The 15,551-nt window shown below is 71.3% G+C and carries 18 protein-coding genes and 1 tRNA gene; 9 read left to right on the top strand and 10 right to left on the bottom strand.

Going from position 1 to position 15,551, the window contains the following annotated elements; translation table 11 throughout:
• Positions 1-78: 78 nt before the first annotated feature.
• From ACJOT3_RS22945 to dcd, 4 genes are all read right to left on the bottom strand, one after another.
• The gene (locus ACJOT3_RS22945) at positions 79-1,020 is read right to left on the bottom strand and encodes a glycine betaine ABC transporter substrate-binding protein (RefSeq protein WP_406975154.1); all 942 of its coding nucleotides are present in this window, start codon (positions 1,018-1,020) and stop codon (positions 79-81) included.
• Between the two features lie 74 nt (positions 1,021-1,094).
• On the bottom strand, positions 1,095-2,327 hold the full coding sequence (locus tag ACJOT3_RS22940) for an ABC transporter permease (protein WP_406975153.1): 1,233 nt from the start codon (positions 2,325-2,327) through the stop codon (positions 1,095-1,097).
• Positions 2,324-3,319, bottom strand: a complete 996-nt coding sequence (locus ACJOT3_RS22935; RefSeq protein ID WP_406975155.1) for a quaternary amine ABC transporter ATP-binding protein — start codon at positions 3,317-3,319, stop codon at positions 2,324-2,326. Before ACJOT3_RS22935 ends, ACJOT3_RS22940 begins: the two co-directional genes overlap by 4 nt.
• A 443-nt stretch (positions 3,320-3,762) precedes the next feature.
• Entirely contained in the window at positions 3,763-4,344 is a 582-nt protein-coding gene (gene dcd, locus ACJOT3_RS22930; protein ID WP_406975152.1) for a dCTP deaminase, read from the bottom strand.
• Between the two features lie 150 nt (positions 4,345-4,494).
• Here dcd and ACJOT3_RS22925 point away from each other — a divergent pair.
• Positions 4,495-4,568, top strand: a tRNA-Gly gene (locus ACJOT3_RS22925).
• 93 nt (positions 4,569-4,661) lie between these two features.
• Here the strand turns inward: ACJOT3_RS22925 and ACJOT3_RS22920 are convergent.
• Positions 4,662-5,102 carry a nucleoside deaminase gene (locus tag ACJOT3_RS22920; protein ID WP_406975151.1) on the bottom strand — a complete coding sequence of 147 codons (441 nt, stop codon included), beginning with the start codon at positions 5,100-5,102 and terminating at the stop codon, positions 4,662-4,664.
• Positions 5,099-5,986: a PhzF family phenazine biosynthesis protein gene (locus tag ACJOT3_RS22915; RefSeq protein ID WP_406975150.1), complete on the bottom strand. Its 888-nt coding sequence runs from the start codon at positions 5,984-5,986 to the stop codon at positions 5,099-5,101. The genes ACJOT3_RS22920 and ACJOT3_RS22915 overlap by 4 nt, the downstream gene beginning before the upstream one ends.
• A gap of 125 nt (positions 5,987-6,111) precedes the next feature.
• Between ACJOT3_RS22915 and ACJOT3_RS22910 the strand changes: the two genes are divergently transcribed.
• Positions 6,112-6,570: an Lrp/AsnC family transcriptional regulator gene (locus tag ACJOT3_RS22910; protein WP_406975149.1), complete on the top strand. Its 459-nt coding sequence runs from the start codon at positions 6,112-6,114 to the stop codon at positions 6,568-6,570.
• Between the two features lie 45 nt (positions 6,571-6,615).
• On the opposite strand, the gene ACJOT3_RS22905 is transcribed toward ACJOT3_RS22910, so the two are convergent.
• The 4 genes from ACJOT3_RS22905 to ACJOT3_RS22890 all read right to left on the bottom strand — a co-directional run bounded on the left by ACJOT3_RS22905 (position 6,616) and on the right by ACJOT3_RS22890 (position 10,334).
• Positions 6,616-7,293, bottom strand: coding sequence for a methionine ABC transporter permease (locus ACJOT3_RS22905; RefSeq protein ID WP_406975148.1), 678 nt, complete (start codon positions 7,291-7,293; stop codon positions 6,616-6,618).
• The gene (locus tag ACJOT3_RS22900; RefSeq protein WP_406975147.1) at positions 7,293-8,351 is read right to left on the bottom strand and encodes a methionine ABC transporter ATP-binding protein; all 1,059 of its coding nucleotides are present in this window, start codon (positions 8,349-8,351) and stop codon (positions 7,293-7,295) included. The genes ACJOT3_RS22905 and ACJOT3_RS22900 overlap by 1 nt, the downstream gene beginning before the upstream one ends.
• Positions 8,352-8,353: 2 nt before the next feature.
• A complete protein-coding gene (locus tag ACJOT3_RS22895; RefSeq protein ID WP_406975146.1) occupies positions 8,354-9,265 on the bottom strand; it encodes a MetQ/NlpA family ABC transporter substrate-binding protein in 912 nt (303 codons plus the stop codon).
• A 406-nt stretch (positions 9,266-9,671) separates the two neighbouring features.
• Positions 9,672-10,334 (bottom strand): hypothetical protein, encoded by a 663-nt coding sequence (locus ACJOT3_RS22890; RefSeq protein ID WP_406975145.1) that lies wholly within the window; start codon positions 10,332-10,334, stop codon positions 9,672-9,674.
• Between the two features lie 99 nt (positions 10,335-10,433).
• Here ACJOT3_RS22890 and ACJOT3_RS22885 point away from each other — a divergent pair, with 99 nt between their 5' ends.
• The 7 genes from ACJOT3_RS22885 (at position 10,434) to ACJOT3_RS22855 (ending at position 15,440) form a co-directional block, all read left to right on the top strand.
• Positions 10,434-11,174 carry an SDR family oxidoreductase gene (locus ACJOT3_RS22885; RefSeq protein WP_406975144.1) on the top strand — a complete coding sequence of 247 codons (741 nt, stop codon included), beginning with the start codon at positions 10,434-10,436 and terminating at the stop codon, positions 11,172-11,174.
• Between the two features lie 72 nt (positions 11,175-11,246).
• Positions 11,247-11,804 carry a hypothetical protein gene (locus ACJOT3_RS22880; protein ID WP_406975143.1) on the top strand — a complete coding sequence of 186 codons (558 nt, stop codon included), beginning with the start codon at positions 11,247-11,249 and terminating at the stop codon, positions 11,802-11,804.
• A complete protein-coding gene (locus ACJOT3_RS22875; RefSeq protein WP_406975142.1) occupies positions 11,801-12,241 on the top strand; it encodes a hypothetical protein in 441 nt (146 codons plus the stop codon). The genes ACJOT3_RS22880 and ACJOT3_RS22875 overlap by 4 nt, the downstream gene beginning before the upstream one ends.
• Positions 12,242-12,607: 366 nt before the next feature.
• Positions 12,608-13,225: a hypothetical protein gene (locus tag ACJOT3_RS22870; RefSeq protein WP_406975141.1), complete on the top strand. Its 618-nt coding sequence runs from the start codon at positions 12,608-12,610 to the stop codon at positions 13,223-13,225.
• Entirely contained in the window at positions 13,222-13,686 is a 465-nt protein-coding gene (locus ACJOT3_RS22865; RefSeq protein ID WP_406975140.1) for a hypothetical protein, read from the top strand. The genes ACJOT3_RS22870 and ACJOT3_RS22865 overlap by 4 nt, the downstream gene beginning before the upstream one ends.
• A 166-nt stretch (positions 13,687-13,852) precedes the next feature.
• Positions 13,853-14,614 carry a hypothetical protein gene (locus ACJOT3_RS22860; RefSeq protein WP_406975139.1) on the top strand — a complete coding sequence of 254 codons (762 nt, stop codon included), beginning with the start codon at positions 13,853-13,855 and terminating at the stop codon, positions 14,612-14,614.
• Between the two features lie 94 nt (positions 14,615-14,708).
• Positions 14,709-15,440 carry a hypothetical protein gene (locus ACJOT3_RS22855; protein WP_406975138.1) on the top strand — a complete coding sequence of 244 codons (732 nt, stop codon included), beginning with the start codon at positions 14,709-14,711 and terminating at the stop codon, positions 15,438-15,440.
• Positions 15,441-15,551 lie beyond the last annotated feature (111 nt).

The raw sequence follows: 15,551 nt of genomic DNA, 5'->3' as shown, positions 1-15,551 counted from the left end.
GGCCCGTACGGCCGAAGGGCCCCTCCCGTGCGGGAGGGGCCCTTCGCCGTTCTACGCGTTCCTACGGGCTCGGGACCGTCAGGAGAAGTCCAGGCCCTCGGCGCCGTCGCCCAGGGTGCGCTCCAGGAAGTCGGGGTTCTCCGCCAGCCAGGCGCGGGCGCCGGCCTGCGGGTCGTCCTTGTGGTCCTCCAGGGTCATGACCTCCAGGGTGGCCAGCTCCTCGTCGGTCATCTCCCAGTCCTGAAGCCACTGGGCCAGCTCCGGGTAGTCCTCGGTGAAGCCGGTGCGGCCCACCGCGTGGATCTCCTCGGCGTCGCCCATCAGGCCCTCGGGGTCTTCGAGGTCCTTCAGGTCGTGCTTGGCGTAGGCCGGGTGCGGGCGCCACAGGGTGACGACGATCGGCTCCTCGTCGGCGATCGCCGAGTCCAGCTCGGCCAGCATCGCCGCGGTGGAGGACTCGACCAGCTCGAAGTCGCCGTCCAGGCCGTAGCCCGGCATCGCCTCCTCCTTGGTGACCCGGGTCAGGCCCGCACCCGACTCGATGCCGACGATGCGGCCGTCGAGGTCGTCGGCGTGGTCGGCCAGGTCGGCGATGCTGTTCACGTCCTCCATGTAGGCGGGGACGGTGATGGTCAGCTTGGCGTTGTCGTACCAGGTGCCGAGGTCTTCGAGGTCGTCCCCGTAGTCCTCCCAGTAGTCGGCGTGGGTGACCGGCAGCCAGGTGTCCAGGAACAGGTCCACGTCGCCGTTGGCGGCGCCCTGGTACATCGGGGCGACGTCCACGTCGGTGACCGTGACGTCGTAGCCCTTCTCCTCCAGGATGACCTGCCACATGGCGGTGGTGGCGATCGCCTCCTCCCAGGCGATCAGGGCGATGTTGATCTCCTGGGCGTCGCCGCCGCCCTCGCCCTCGCCGGGTCCGGTGAGGTCCTGGCCCCCGCCGCCGCCACAGGCGGTGAGGATCAGGGCGGCGCTCATACCGGCGGCGGACAGCGCGGCGGTGCGCTTTCGGGTGTGCATCGTGGGGTTCCTTCCCTTGGAAATTCCGGCTCCGGCGGGCCGTGTGCGGTCGGCCCGCCGGGTGCGGCGCACGCTCAGGACGACGAGACGGCGGCGCGCGCCTGCGGGCTCTTGCGGGTGACCGCCGCGGTGAGGCGGTCCAGGAAGATCGCCAGGACGACGACGGCGATACCGGCCTCGAAGCCGAGAGCGCCGTCGTTGCGGCTGATGCCCTGGTAGACCTGGCTGCCCAGGCCGCCGGCGCCGACCATGCCGGCGATGACGACCATGGACAGGCCCAGCATGATGACCTGGTTGACGCCGGCCATGATGGTCGGCAGGGCCAGGGGCAGCTGGATGCCGGTGAGGATCTTGCGGCCCGGGGCGCCGAACGCCTCGCCCGCCTCCACCAGCTCCTTGTCGATCTGGCGGATGCCCAGCTCCGTGAGGCGCACGCCCGGGGGCATCGCGAACACGATGGTCGCGACCACGCCGGGGACCGAGCCGATGGAGAAGAAGAAGATCGCCGGGATCAGGTACACGAACGCGGGCAGCGTCTGCATCAGGTCCAGGACCGGCTTGACGATCTTGCTGACCAGGTCGTTGTAGGCGGCCAGGACACCGATCGGGATCGCGATGGCCACCGCGATGGCGCTGGCCACCAGGACCAGGCCCAGGGTGTCCATGGCGTTGTCCCACTGGCCGACCGAGGCCACCAGGGACAGCGCGAGCAGCGCGAACACGCCCATCTTCCAGCCGGCCACCGAGTAGGCGAGCAGGCTCAGCAGCAGGATCATCAGCAGCGACCTGGGCTCGGTGACGACCATGGGCAGCAGCAGCCAGCCCAGCAGGATCGTCACCAGCCAGCCGCCGGCCACGACCGCGGTGCGGGTGCGCGAGGCCGCGTTCATCGCCCCCATCACCGTGACCGCGGCCAGGAACAGCAGCGAGACGAGGAAGTAGGAGTCGACGTACTGGTCGAACAGGTTCATCGCCCACAGGAACAGGAAGGGCGGCAGGCTGTTGACGACGGTGTCCACCAGGCCGAACCACGCCTGGAGGATGTAGAGCGCCGAGACGGCGGCGACGGTCACCGCCAGCTGCACCCGGTGCGAGCGCAGCAGCGGGACCGCGATGATCACCGCGGCGATGAACGTGAGCTGGGCGGCCGCCGGGTCGGAGAAGAAGCCCGACAGGATGGACACGGACCAGCGGATGAAGTCGCCGATGGCGTCGAAGACCGGGCCGAAGTGGGTCTTGAGCCAGTTGTTGAACGCCTCGAAGCCCTCGCCGATCGGTAGGGCGGGCGGGAAGTCGACGGGGTTCACGATCGCTCCCTCCCCGACGCGAGGGCGGCGAGCACGGACGTGCGTGAGGCGGTGCCCAGCACGCTGCCGTCCTCGTCGACCACGCGGACGAGTTCGGATGCGGCCATGTCGGTGTACAGGTCCGCGATCGGGGTGTCGGCCGCGACCTCGGGCGCGTTGGCGCCCGCGGTGGCCCCGGTGTCCAGGGCCGCGGCGGCGGTCAGCACGCGGGTGCGGTCGACGTCCTCGGTGAACCGCTCGACGTAGTCGTTGGCGGGCTCGTTGAGGATCTCCTGCGCGGTGCCGATCTGGGCGACCCGGCCGTCCCGGAGCACGCAGATGCGGTCGCCCAGGCGCATGGCCTCGTTGAGGTCGTGGGTGATGAAGATGATGGTCTTGCCCAGGGACTCCTGGAGTTCCAGGAGCTGGGTCTGCATGTCCCGCCGGATCAGCGGGTCCAGGGCGCTGAACGCCTCGTCCATCAGGATGATGTCGGTGTCCGCGGCCAGGGCGCGGGCCAGGCCCACGCGCTGCTGCATGCCGCCGGACAGCTGGTGCGGGAACTTGTCCTCCCAGCCGGCCAGGCCGACCAGTTCCAGGGTCTCGGTGGCGCGGGCGGTCCGCTCGGGGCGGGGCTCGCCGCGCAGCTCCAGGCCGTAGGCGGCGTTCTCCAGCACCGTGCGGTGCGGCAGCAGCGCGAAGTGCTGGAAGACCATGCTGATCTTCTGGCCGCGCAGCTTGAGGAGTTCCCTCTTGCTCAGGGCCGTGATGTCGACGCCGTCGACCTCCACCGAGCCCGAGGTGGGTTCCAGCAGGCCGTTGAGCATGCGGATGAGAGTGGACTTGCCCGAACCGGACAGGCCCATGACGACGAAGATCTCGCCCGGTTCGACGTCGAAGGAGACGTCGATGACCGCGGCGGTCACGTCGAGGTCGGCGATGGTGTCGCGGTGACTGCCGTCGTCGAGCCGCGCAACGGCGGCTCCGGCCTGTCTACCGAACACCTTGTACAGGTGGTCTGCTCGTACTGCTGGCACGGTCTCCTCTACGGGGCTGTCCCGGCCACGGAGCCGACCGGTCTTCCCCGGTCGCCGCCCGCGGGCTCTTCAGGCGGCCGGTCCGCACGGAGCCCCCCGGTGTGCGCCCCTCACGGGGTTCGGACCAGCACCTGGTTCACGTCGGGGGGCAACGTTACCGAGATGCGTACCCACAGTTCAGACGGTTGGTAACCAGCAAATAACATGTTTAAACGACATAAAAACGGTCCGCCGACCGTGCCGGGGGATCGCATCGTCGCAGGACAGCGATATGTGATCTATACCACACCACATCTCAACGTGATCCCGGTCACATATACGTGACAGGGGCGTCATACGACAGTACGTGCCAACGCAACAACATACCGTCACGGCCCCGGACATGACAGACCCCGGCCGAAAAGAGCCGGGGTGCCGGGTCAGGACTCGATGCGCGCGCGGGTGAACTTCAGGTGCGAACGCGACGGCGTCGGCCCCCGCTGCCCCTGGTAGCGCGAGCCGTACTCCGCGGAGCCGTAGGGGAACTCCGCGGGCGAGGTCAGCCGGAACATGCAGAGCTGGCCGATCTTCATGCCGGGGTACAGCTTGATCGGCAGCGTCGCCACGTTGGACAGCTCCAGGGTCACGTGCCCGGAGAACCCGGGGTCGATGAACCCGGCCGTGGAGTGCGTCAGCAGCCCCAGCCGCCCCAGCGAGCTCTTGCCCTCCAGCCGGCTGGCGATGTCGTCGGGCAGCGTCACCACCTCGTAGGTGGACGCCAGCACGAACTCGCCCGGATGGAGGATGAACGCCTCATCGGCATCGGTCTCCACCAACCGGGTCAGGTCCGGCTGCTCGACGGAGGGATCGATGTGCGGGTACCTGTGGTTCTCGAAGACCCGGAAGAACCGGTCCAGGCGCACGTCGATGCTGGACGGCTGGACCAGGCCGGGGTCGAAGGGGTCGATCCGGACCCGCCCGGAATCGATTTCGGACCTGATATCGCGATCGGAGAGCAACACGCTCCGAACCTACCGTCTGCCGAAACCACCAGGGCGGACACCGGCCGAACAGGCGCCCCCGACACGGATCCCCGGCGCCGACTTGCCGTCGGGCCCCGAGAGTGGGCTAGGATGGCAACGGTTGACCGGCCGTTGAGGCGGCGGGTACACGCGGATGTAGTTCAATGGCAGAACTTCAGCTTCCCAAGCTGATAGCGCGGGTTCGATTCCCGTCATCCGCTCCATAACGAGAACGGCCAGGTGGCCCGGTGAGAACCGGGCACCTGGCCGTTCCGCTTTCCCCGGGCAGCCGTCCGGGTGCGCGTGACGTTCGCGCGTCAGAGGTAGTAGCCGGCCACCGGCGCGGCGCTCTCGCCGGGGAGGTGGGGGCCGTCGAGGTCGAACGGCCGGGACACGGCCGGGGCTCCCGGGGGTTTGAGGGCGAGGAGCCGGTCGTTGGAGAGGGCGTAGACGACCCGCGGTATCCCGGCGCGGCCGATCGCGTTCGCGCACATGGGGCAGGGCTCGCAGCTGGTGTACATGGTGAGGCCCTCCCGCACCGGTGGCGCGAGCGATCGGGCCGCCCAGCGCGCCAGTTTCAGCTCCGGGTGCGCGGTGATGTCGTCGTCGGTGAGGGTGGTGTTGACCTCTTCGGCGAGGACGGTGCCCGCGGCGTCGGCCAGCAGCGAGCCGAACGGGGGGTCACCCGCCCGCCGGGCGGCGTGCGCCAGGTCGAGCGCGCGTCTGATCAGTGCGGTCCGTGCGGGTGTGCGCGTCACAGGTGGAGCACCCCCTGGGCCACGATGACGCCGGACCCGGCGATGCGGACGAGTCCCCCGTCCACGGTGAGGGCGATCCGGCTCGGGCGCCCCATGGCGCGCCCCTGCTCGATGGTGATCGGCGCCCCCTCCTTCGTGCGGCCGTCGCGGGTGAGCGCAGCGGCGAGGGGGCCCGCGGCGGTGCCGGTGGCGGGGTCCTCGGCGATCCCGACCGTCGGGTTGAAGAAGCGGGCGTAGGCGTCGGTGTCCGGCCCGAGCGCGCCGGTGTCCAGCGTGTAGAGGTAGCAGCCCTCCGCGCCGCTGTCGGCGAGCAGCTTCTTCAGCCGCGCGGGGTCCGGGGCCGCGCGGTCTACGGCCCCGGTGCTCCGGACGGGAACGAGGAGGTGCTCCGCCCCGGTGGAGGCGACCTCGGGAACACGGTCGTCGGCGAGGTCGTCGGAAGCCAGGCCCAGGGCCTCCGCCAGGGCGTCGCGCTCATCGACCCGGCGGAGGAACCGCGGAGGGGACTGGTCCATCGACACCCGCACCCCGTCGGCGCCCCGGGAGACGATCCGCACGGGCAGGGCGTCGCCGCCGATCTGCTGGACGAAGGCGTCCCGGCCGGGGTCCAGGCGCCCCGACCCCGCCAGCCAGATCCAGGCGCCCATGGCGTTGTGCCCGGCGCCCAGGACCTCGACCCCGCCCGGGGTGAACGAACGCAGGCGGTGGTCGGCGCCGGGCAGGTCCGGGCGGACCAGGAAGGTCGTCTCGGACTGGTTGAACTCGCGGGCGATCGCCCGCATCCGCTCCGTGGAGAGCCCGTCCGCGTCGGGCACCAGGGCGAGCGGATTGCCCGTCAGCGGCCGCTCCGCGAACACGTCCACCCAGAAGAACTCCACGTCCATGCCCCGACCCCTCGTCGCCGTTGTGCCTGTGACGACCATGCTAGGAACGAGGCTTGCCACCGCTGAAGAACATAAGTGCGGCATCGGTCTTGGCCCGCCGCAGAACCTGCGGCACAGTGGACCGTGTGACGACCCCTGTGGAGCTCGACGCCCTGGACCGTGTTCTCGTCGGAGAACTACAGCACGACGCGCGGATGACCCTGACCGAGCTGGCCCGCCGGGCCCACCTCGGGCTGTCCGCGACGCGGACGCGTGTGCGCCGCCTGGAGGAACTCGGCGTCCTGGCGGGGTACCGGGCTCAGGTCCCCCCTCCGGTGGCCGGGCTGCACCTGCACGCGGTCGTCCGGATGAAGGTGCACGGGGCGCTGTTCGACCAGGTGGACTCGGTGATCGCCGATGAGCCGCAGATCGTCCGCTGCCTGCGGATCACCGGCGAGTCCTGCTACCACATGGAGGTCCTGGCCCGCGATATGGCGGACCTCCAGCGGATCACGATGCGCCTGGCCCGCATCGGCTCCATCACCACCGACCTGGTGTACGAGCTCGTGACCGACCGGGGCACGCCGCTCGGCGGCCCCGGCTGACGGCGGACCGTGTCCGGGCCGGCCGTGCGGCCGGCCCGGACACGGTCACCGGCGCATCACCTTGCGGGCGAGCAGGTTCCCCACGACCTGGAGGGACTGCACGAAGAGGATGACCACGAACACGGCCAGCCAGGTGACCTCGGGCCGGAAGCGGTTGTACCCCTCGACGATCGCGAAGTTGCCGATACCGCCGCCGCCGATGATCCCCGCCAGCGCGGACATGTCGGTGATCGCGATGATCACGAACGTGTAGCCGAGGATGAGCGGCCCCAGCGCCTCGGGCAGGAGCACCGTGAGGATGATGCGCGGGCGGGTGGCCCCCATGGACCGGGCCGCCTCGATCACCCCGGGATCGATGGAGACGAGGTTCTGCTCGACGATGCGGGCGATCGCGAACGCCGAGGCCCAGATCATCACGAAGATGACCGCGTCGTTGCCGATGCCGCTCCCGACCACCGCGATGGTCAGCGGTTGCAGCGCGGCGATCAGGATCACGAAGGGGATCGGCCGGACCAGGTTGACGACGAAGTTCGTCAGGTACCAGACCGGCCGGTTGGCCAGGATCCCGCCCTCACGGGTGGTGTAGAGGGCCAGGCCGATCACCAGGCCGACCAGGCCCCCGAGCAGGAACGCCCAGCACACCATGTAGAGCGTGTCGAGGATCGCCTCCCCGAGCTCCGGACCGTAGTACTCCCAGTCCAGATCGCGGTAGATCTCGTACATCACCCCACCTCCCGGACCGCGCCGGCGGCCGACAGCTCGGCGATGAACTTCTCGGCCGCCCCGTCCGGCCCCCTGACCGCGAGGGTCAGCAGACCGTAGGAGGAGTCCTTGGTGGTGTTCACTCCGCCGTGGACGATCTCGAAGGAGACCCCGATGCCCTCGGCCCGGCCGAGCACGGAGCCGACGGCGGAAGCGTCCTTCAGGGACACCGTCACCAGCCGCCCCGGTGACGCCCGCCTGATCCGCGCCACGTCCTGCGGGGTGGGCCGGTCCTTTAGCGCGGAGGCGACGAAGCTCGCCTCCGCCCCCTCGCGGGGGTTCGAGAAGACGTCGTAGACCGGCCCGGTCTCCACGATCCGGCCCCGGTCCATCACGGCCACGCGGTCGGCGATGGACCTGACCACCTCCATCTCGTGTGTGATGGCGACGATGGTGATCCCCAGTTCCTCGTTCGCCCGCCGCAGCAGCGCGAGGACCTCCGCCGTGGTCGAGGGGTCCAGGGCGGAGGTCGCCTCGTCCGCGAGGAGGATCTCCGGTTCGGCCGCGAGCGCGCGGGCGATGCCGACGCGCTGCTTCTGCCCCCCGGAGAGCTGCTCGGGGTAGTGGTCGGCCTTGTCGGAGAGGCCGACGAACTCCAGGAGTTCCAGCACCCTCTCCCGGCGGCGGGCCCTGTGCCACCTGGCGATCTTCAGGGGGTAGGCGACGTTCCCGAACACGCTGCGGGACTGGAAGAGGTTGAACTGCTGGAAGACCATCCCGATGCGGGACCGCACCCGCGCCAGCCTCCCCTCCGAGAGGGCCGAGACCTCGTGCCCCAGCACGTGGACCGATCCCGAGGTGGGTCGCTCCAGCCCGTTGACCATGCGGATCAGTGTGGACTTCCCGGCGCCGGAGAACCCGATCACTCCGAAGACCTCACCGCGGTCGACGCGCAGGGACACGGCGTCGACCGCGGTGACGGCCCTGTCGCCCCGGCCGAACACCCGGGTGGCGTCCCGGAATTCGATCAGGGTCTCTCCGGAGGGCGGCCGAGCGTCGTCGGGGCGCTCTGTGCTCACTGCTATTCCTCGTCGGTGATCGCCTGCTGGTACTCGGCCAGGGCGGTGCGGAGCTCCTCGATCTCGACGTCGGCGGGCACCGAGGTGCCCTCGGAGACCTCCGCCGCCGACTCCAGCACCCGCTCGTCGTGGTACAGGGCGGCGATCTCGGCCAGGGCCTCGCTGTCACGGTCCTCGGCGCGCACCACGAAGGCGTTGATGAAGGGGAACGCGGCGGGGTCGCTCGGGTCGTCCGCGTACAGCGAGGTGTTCGGGTCGATGCCCGCGTCGTTGAGGAAGGTGTTGTTGATGACGGCGCCCTGTACGGACTGGAGCGCGTTGACCGTCTGCTCGGCCGAGACCGGGGTCACCGCGACCGTGGAGGCCTCCTCGTCGATGTCGCGGGGCTGGGGGCGCAGCGTGTCGTTGGCGAGCTCCACCAGCCCGGCCGAGACCAGCACGTTGATGGCGCGGGCCTGGTTCACCGCGTCGTTGGGGATGGCGATCTCGTCGCCCTCCTGGAAGTCGTCCACCGCCTCGTACTCCTCCGAGTACAGCGAGAGGGGGACGATCTCGGTGGGGCCGACGGGGATCAGGTCGTCGCCGGCGGCGACGTTGTAGTCGGCCAGGTAGGCGATGTGCTGGAACCAGTTCGCGTCCAGGTCGCCGGAGGCCAGGGCCGGGTTCGGCTGGTTGTAGTCGGTGAAGTTCACCAGCTCGACCTCGTACCCGAGCTCCTCCTGGGCGAGCTGCGCGAGCAGGCGGTGGGTCTCGTTCTCCCCCACGACCCCGATGCGGAAGGTCGTCGACCCGCCTTCGGAGGCCTCGTCTCCCGCACCCTCGTTCCCGTCGGAGCCGCAGGCCGTCAGAGCCAGGGCCAGCACCGCGGCGGCGGCGATGCCTCGGTACCGCAGGGAATCAGAACGCTCGGTCATGTGATGGATCTCGCTTTCACATATTCCCGCGCCGCACACATCGAAATTCGCCCGGTCACCGCGCCTTTACTCGGCGCACAGCGGACCAGGTGTGCACGGACAGGGGATCGCAGAAATATTTCAGGGGATGGCGGGGTTTTCCCGTGGCGCGAGGATCGCTCTTCTCCAGCCCAGAATCCCCAGGAAACAAGGGGATCCCGCACCTCTCACCGAGAGGCGGACACCGGAGGCGACCGGCGCGCCACAGAGGGCTGCGGCAATTGTTAACACAACATTCAAGGCCCTCGAAACATTTTGTTCAAACCTTTTCCATTCCCTGCTCAAGCATATCCAGAAATGCGAAACGGCCAGCCGGTCCGGTGGGTGCCGGACCTCTGGCCGTGCCGTTCCGCCGGGGCGGCGGCGGTCAGGGGGTGTGGCGGAACGGGGGCAGGTCGCGGAAGGCCGGGTCGACCCGCAGGGACCGCGCGAGCGAGCCGAGCAGGCGGCGTGCGCGGGAGAGCGGGTGGTCCGGGAAGCGGTCGTCCCACACCGGGTCCTCGGCCTGGTTGCGCGGGGTGCCGCCGGTGACGCCCTCGGCGTAGGGGTGCCGGGTCCAGGCGGCCATCGCCCCCTGGACGTCGCCCTGGTGGCGGTCGAGGAACAGGGGGAACAGGGTCGCCTCCCGGATGCCGGTCACCGGCCCCTCGAAGCACTGCACCCGGAGCACCGTGCTGCACCGGTCCCGGGGGATCGTGTACGAGCCGATGTAGGCCATCCCCGACTCCCGGCGGGGGTCCCTGCCCTTGACCACCTGGCGGACGGCGGGCACGCCGTCCAGGGTGACGGTGTCCAGTTCGACCAGGCCCATGCCCGACCCCGCGACGTGGGCGCTGGTCCGGGCGCGCAGGTCGTCGAGGTCCTCCAGGGAGGCGGGCAGGTCGGGGACCAGGCCGAAGAAGTCGAGGATGACCGCGTCGCCGGCGGTGTCGACCCAGGCGTTCCCCTGGACCTGCCGGAAGGCCGCGGTGTCGAAGGTGAGAGGGGTCCCGGCCAGGCCCGCGGGGCCCCGGGGGGTGTCGGAGTTCATGGCGGCACCCTAGTCACCCCCTCGGTCAGTCCCCATCGCTCCTGATGGGACACTGTCCGGCGAACCGTGCGGGCCCGCCGGGCACGAGGAAGGGAACCCATGACGACGCGTCCTCTCACCGTGGTCACCGGCGGCGGCCGGGGCATCGGCGCCGCGACCTGTGCGCGGCTGGCCGGCGACGGGCACGACATCGTGTTCGGGTACGCCTCGGACACCGTGGCCGCGGAGCGGACCGCCGAACGGGTGCGGGCGGCCGGGGCCCGGTGCGCGGCGGTGCGCATGGACACCTCCGTCGAGGCCGACGTGGACCGGCTGTTCGACACCGCGGCGGAGCTGGGGCCGGTGACCGGCCTGGTCAACAACGCCGCGGTGACCGGGCCGCTGGGCCGGTTCGCGGACGCCGACACGGCGGTCCTCAAGCGGGTGGTGGACGTCAACGTGCTCGGGTACCTGCTGTGCTGCCGCCGGGCGGCGCGGGACATGGGGGCGCGGGGGTCGGGGGCGATCGTCAACGTCTCCTCGGCCGCCGCCACCCTGGGCAGTCCGGACGAGTACGTCCACTACGCGGCGACCAAGGCGGCGGTGGACGCCATGACGGTCGGTCTGTCCAAGGAGTTGGGACCGTCCGGAATCCGGGTCAACGCGGTCGCCCCCGGGGTGATCGAGACCGACATGCACGCCGCCATGGGCGACCCCGACCGCCCGGCCAAGGCGGCGGCGACGACCCCGCTGCGACGTGCGGGTCGTCCCGCGGAGATCGCCGGCGCGATCGCCTGGCTGCTGTCCTCCGAGGCCTCCTACACGACCGGGACGGTGCTGCGGGTGGCCGGCGGCAGGTGAGGCCACCTGCGGTCAGTCTGGTTTCGCCCGCGGACCCCGGGGCACGGTTCTCCGCACAGGAGGTTGCCCCCCGTGGAGACGACGCCCCTAGTCATCCTCGTCCTGGTGGTGATCGTGGTGGCCGTGGGCGCCGGGATCGCCGTCCGTTCCTCGATCCTTCCGGCGCGCCGCACGGCCCGGCTCAAACGGCGCTTCGGCGCCGAGTACGACCATGCCCTGAGCGACCACGGGAACGCCGCGGACGCCGAGCGCGACCTCTCCGAGCGGCTGTCCCGCCGCTCCTCGCTGCGGCTGCGCCCCCTGCCCGACGACCTGCGCGAGGACCACGCGCGCTCGTGGGTGGCGGTGCAGCGGGAGTTCGTCGACGACCCCGAACGCTCGGTGCACGACGCCCGGGCGGTCATCGCGGCGATCGCCCTGGACCTGGGGCATCCGCCCGGGGAGGAGTTCGGGCACCTGTTGGGGACCCTGTCGGTGGACCATCCGGCGGAGGTCGCCGAGGTGCGCCGGGTCCAGGGCGACGGCACCGAGGGCACCGAGCACCTGCGCGAGCTGCTGGTGGCCCACCGGCGGCTCGTGGACGCCCTGCTGGGCGGGTCCGGGGTGCGCGGATCGGAGGCGCAGCGGTGAACCATTCCGACGCGGGCGGCCGGGTCCGCTGGACCCTGCGCGCACACGAGGGCGGGGCGCGGACCGCGCGCGCCGCGGCACGACGGCAGGCGGACCCGGTGAAGGGGGAGACGGTGGCGAAGCAGACCGAGGGGGCGGCGCGGAGTGCGGGGCCCGCGGCGGAGGACGGCTGGCGGCCGCGGCCGCGCGGGGTGGATCCGGGGACGGCCCGGGACCGGATGAGCGGGGCGGTCACCACGTTCGTGGACGACCCCCGCGGCGCGGTGTCCGAGGCGGACGCGCTGGCGGCGGAGGTGGCCGACGCGCTGGTCGCCGAGATCGAGTCCCGGCGGGCGGCGCTGCGCGCGGCCTGGGACGAGGGCGCCGACACCGAGACCCTGCGGTTGGCGCTGCGCTCCTACCGCTCCTTCGTACAGAGTCTGATCACGGGCAGATAACATCTGCTCTCGGAAAAAGCCCGCGCGAGCTGCGGATAAGCGATCAGGACATCATCTCCGAACACCTCGGTGAGATCCGTCGATAAAGGCCGCGGAGAGCACGGTGAATGTCGGACCGGCCGGACCACCGCCGGGACCGGGAGCACCGTGGAGCACCGAATCCCCACCGGACACCAGACTCATCGGCCCTGATGTACTCCGTGGGTGCGGGGGCGTCGAGCGGCACGGACGACACCCCCGCACCCGCGAATTTTTTTTCGGGCTTCCACTTGGGAAGACACGGTGCCATTCATCCGGGAAGCGGCACCCGACTGTTTCACCGAAAAGGACAGGGGCAGGTGATGAAGGCATAGGAGGTAAATCCTCATGGACACGACGACTTACATCATCATCGGCACGGCGGTCCTGCTCATCCTCGCCGTCGCCCTGGTCCTGTCCCTCGGGAGCGGCAAGGTCCCGATGGGCAACCGCGTGCGGCTGCGCAAGCGGTTCGGTGACGAGTACGACCACGTGCTCATGACCAGTGGCGACACGAAGTCCGCGGAGCGCGAGCTGTCCCGGCGGCTGGACCGGCGCAAGGAGGTCCGGGTCCGGCGGCCCACGGACGAGGAGGAGGACCGGTACCGGGAAGAGTGGCTCGCGGTCCAGCAGCGGTTCGTGGACGACCCGGCCGGTGCCCTGCGCGGTTCCCGGCGGCTCCTGACCGACGCCGCCGTGGCGCTCGGCTACCCGGAGGAGCCCTCCGGGATCGACGACGACTCCTTCGAGTACCGCCTGGCCGACCTGTCCGCGGACCACGGCGACGAGGTCGCCGCAGTCCACCGGACCGTCCGCACCGACACGGACACGACCGACACCGAGCACCTGCGCGAGGTCCTGGTGGCCCATCGCGGCCTGCTGGAATCCCTGCTGGGCGGGGCCGCCGTCCGGCCGACCGCGCACGGCGCGGACCGGCACGGCAAAACCCCGGAGGTGGCACGATGAAGCGGACCGAGGAGAACGCGCCGAGGCGGCGCGCCCGCGCCGCGAGCGGAACCGAACCCGTCGAGGTCGACGCCCACGTGCGCGACCGGCCCGAGGAGACCGGGGCGGAGGCGATCCCCGCCCCGGCGGCCGAGGACGGGCCCGACCGCTCCGGCACGCGGTCCGAGCCGGGCACCGGCGGCCGCAAGGGCACGGCGTCCGGTCGGTCCCTGAACCGTGACCAGGTGCGTGAGCGCCTGGCGGCCGCGGTCAGCGGGTTCGTGGACGACCCCGGCAAGGCCGTGGGCGAGGCCGACCTCGTGGCCGACGAGGTGGCTCAGGCGCTCATCGCCCGGATCGAAGCCCGCCGGTCGGAGCTGCGGTCCGCCTGGGAGGACGGCGCCGACACCGAGAAGCTCCGCCTGGCCCTGCGGGACTACCGGACGTTCGTGGACGAGATCCTCGACGGCCGCCCCCGCTGACGGCCTCCGGCACCGTCCGTACCGCCCCGGGACCCTTGTTCCCGGGGCGGTACGCGTTGTCGACGGGTTGTAGCATCGTGGCCGGATCTTCCCCTGTCCGCGTCCCCGCCGTGCCGGAGAAGGCCGTGGGACAGGGTCTTTTCGGCACACACGGGAGCGGATGTTCATGGACGTTGAAGAAACCCAGGTCATGAGCCGGACCGGCGACTTCACCACCACCCTGAGCTGGCAGGAGTCCGTGCGCAGCCGGGTCGCCGCGGCCATGGACCGGCTGTCCGGGCCGCTGGCGGACCTGGCGGACCGCGACGCCAACGAGGGGGACACCCGGCTGCTGGTCGCCGACTTCTTCAGCGTCGCCCTGAACTTCAGCAAGTACCACGACCTCACCACCGACTACCGGACGGGCGGGGAGTCCAACGACTACGCGATCGTGCTGGACGGGGAGCTGTTCGCCCCGGTGGAGGTGCGCGGCATCGGCCAGGAGCTGGACCTGCGCAACATCCGGATGGCCCGACGGCTGGCCGCGCAGGAGGGCGCGGAGTGGGTCTTCCTGACCAACGGCCGGGTGTGGCGGGTCTACCACCTGCGGCCGGAGGGTTCGGGGGTGCGCCCGGTCGTGGTGGTCGACGCCGACCTGAGCGACCCGGACGCCTACCACCGCAACCTGGACCAGCTGTTCCACATCACCCGCGAGGCGGTCGTGCACGGGCGGCTGGACGCGCTGCGCCGCTGGCGCGAGGCGGTGGAGGCCGCGCCGCTCTCCGGCGTGGTGACCGAGGACTCCGTGGTGGCGGCGGTGCTGAGCGAGCTGCGCGAGAGCACCGGGCACCCGGGGCACGCCGGGGACGCCGAGGAGGTGCGCCGTATCCTCGCCGAGCAGGTGGTGTCGCGCGGTCTGGCGCCCGCCGAGGCCGACGCCGAGGAGTGACCCGGACGCCGGATCCGGCGGGATGAGATCGGTTACCCGGGTGAGCCCGGTTGCCCGGGGAGACCGGGGCGCCGGGACTGGTTAGCGTGGCCCCATGAGCACCCGCACCCCCCTGCTCACCGAACTGATCGACGCCCATCCCGAGGCCGCCGCCACCCTGGACCCCCTGGTGGAGGCGGCCCGGCTGGACGAGCCGGTGTCCGTCGGGCCCCGGACCGCCGGCCCCTGTGTCCATCCGTACGCCTGGCTGGTGGAGCACGTGGGCCCGGACGGCCTGCGGCTGACCGAATCCGGCTACCTGCCGCCGCGCAGTGTGGCGGCCGCGGCGCGTGAGTTCGACCTGGCCCGCCGCTGGCACGGCTCCCTCCAGCGGGAGGACGTGGCCCTTCCGGTGCTGGCGCTGCGCGAGACCGCCCTGCGGCTGGGGCTGCTGCGGCGGCGCGGCACCGTATTGCGCCGGTCCGCTCCGGCGGCCGCCGCCCTGGGCGACCCGGTGGCGATGTGGCGGCTGGTCGCGGCGGGACTGCCGTTCCGCTACGGCCGCCGGGCCCACCGGGGGCACGCGGGCGTGCTCCTGCTGCTGGCGGTGGCCGGGGACTCCGATTCGCCCTACCGGGACGTGGTCGCGGGGCTGACCGCCCTGGGCTGGACGGTGCGCGGCCACCCGTCGGTGACGACGGGGATGGCCGTCGACCTGTGCGTGGACACCGCCGACGTCCTCGCGTGGACGGGGTCGGTCCGCGGCAGCGACCTGCTGGGGACCCTGCGTTCGACCCCGCCGGGGGTCCTGCTGGCCCGGGCCGCCCTGGGAGCCCCCGTCGCCTGAACCCGGTCGACGCCAGGGGGAGATCACCCGGAGAACACCCATTGACAGGTGTGACGGGCGACACAACAATGATCGTACCTTTGCTTGGGAGCGCTCCCAGACTATCGGCCG

The sequence above is a fragment of the Nocardiopsis protaetiae genome (assembly GCF_045446735.1).
GTDB lineage: Bacteria > Actinomycetota > Actinomycetes > Streptosporangiales > Streptosporangiaceae > Nocardiopsis > Nocardiopsis protaetiae.
Note: the sequence above shows the minus strand (reverse complement) of the source record. Positions and strands in the feature narration are given on the sequence as shown.

What these genes read in the sequence shown, in the direction of transcription:
- ACJOT3_RS22865 (WP_406975140.1), top strand. Translation starts at nt 13,222, where the DNA reads ATGAAGCGGACCGAGGAGAACGCGCCGAGGCGGCGCGCCCGCGCCGCG.
- ACJOT3_RS22860 (WP_406975139.1), top strand. Translation starts at nt 13,853, where the DNA reads ATGGACGTTGAAGAAACCCAGGTCATGAGCCGGACCGGCGACTTCACC.
- ACJOT3_RS22945 (WP_406975154.1), bottom strand. Translation starts at nt 1,020, where the DNA reads ATGCACACCCGAAAGCGCACCGCCGCGCTGTCCGCCGCCGGTATGAGC.
- ACJOT3_RS22895 (WP_406975146.1), bottom strand. Translation starts at nt 9,265, where the DNA reads ATGACCGAGCGTTCTGATTCCCTGCGGTACCGAGGCATCGCCGCCGCC.
- ACJOT3_RS22870 (WP_406975141.1), top strand. Translation starts at nt 12,608, where the DNA reads ATGGACACGACGACTTACATCATCATCGGCACGGCGGTCCTGCTCATC.
- ACJOT3_RS22915 (WP_406975150.1), bottom strand. Translation starts at nt 5,986, where the DNA reads ATGGACGTGGAGTTCTTCTGGGTGGACGTGTTCGCGGAGCGGCCGCTG.
- ACJOT3_RS22905 (WP_406975148.1), bottom strand. Translation starts at nt 7,293, where the DNA reads ATGTACGAGATCTACCGCGATCTGGACTGGGAGTACTACGGTCCGGAG.
- ACJOT3_RS22890 (WP_406975145.1), bottom strand. Translation starts at nt 10,334, where the DNA reads ATGAACTCCGACACCCCCCGGGGCCCCGCGGGCCTGGCCGGGACCCCT.
- ACJOT3_RS22885 (WP_406975144.1), top strand. Translation starts at nt 10,434, where the DNA reads ATGACGACGCGTCCTCTCACCGTGGTCACCGGCGGCGGCCGGGGCATC.
- ACJOT3_RS22855 (WP_406975138.1), top strand. Translation starts at nt 14,709, where the DNA reads ATGAGCACCCGCACCCCCCTGCTCACCGAACTGATCGACGCCCATCCC.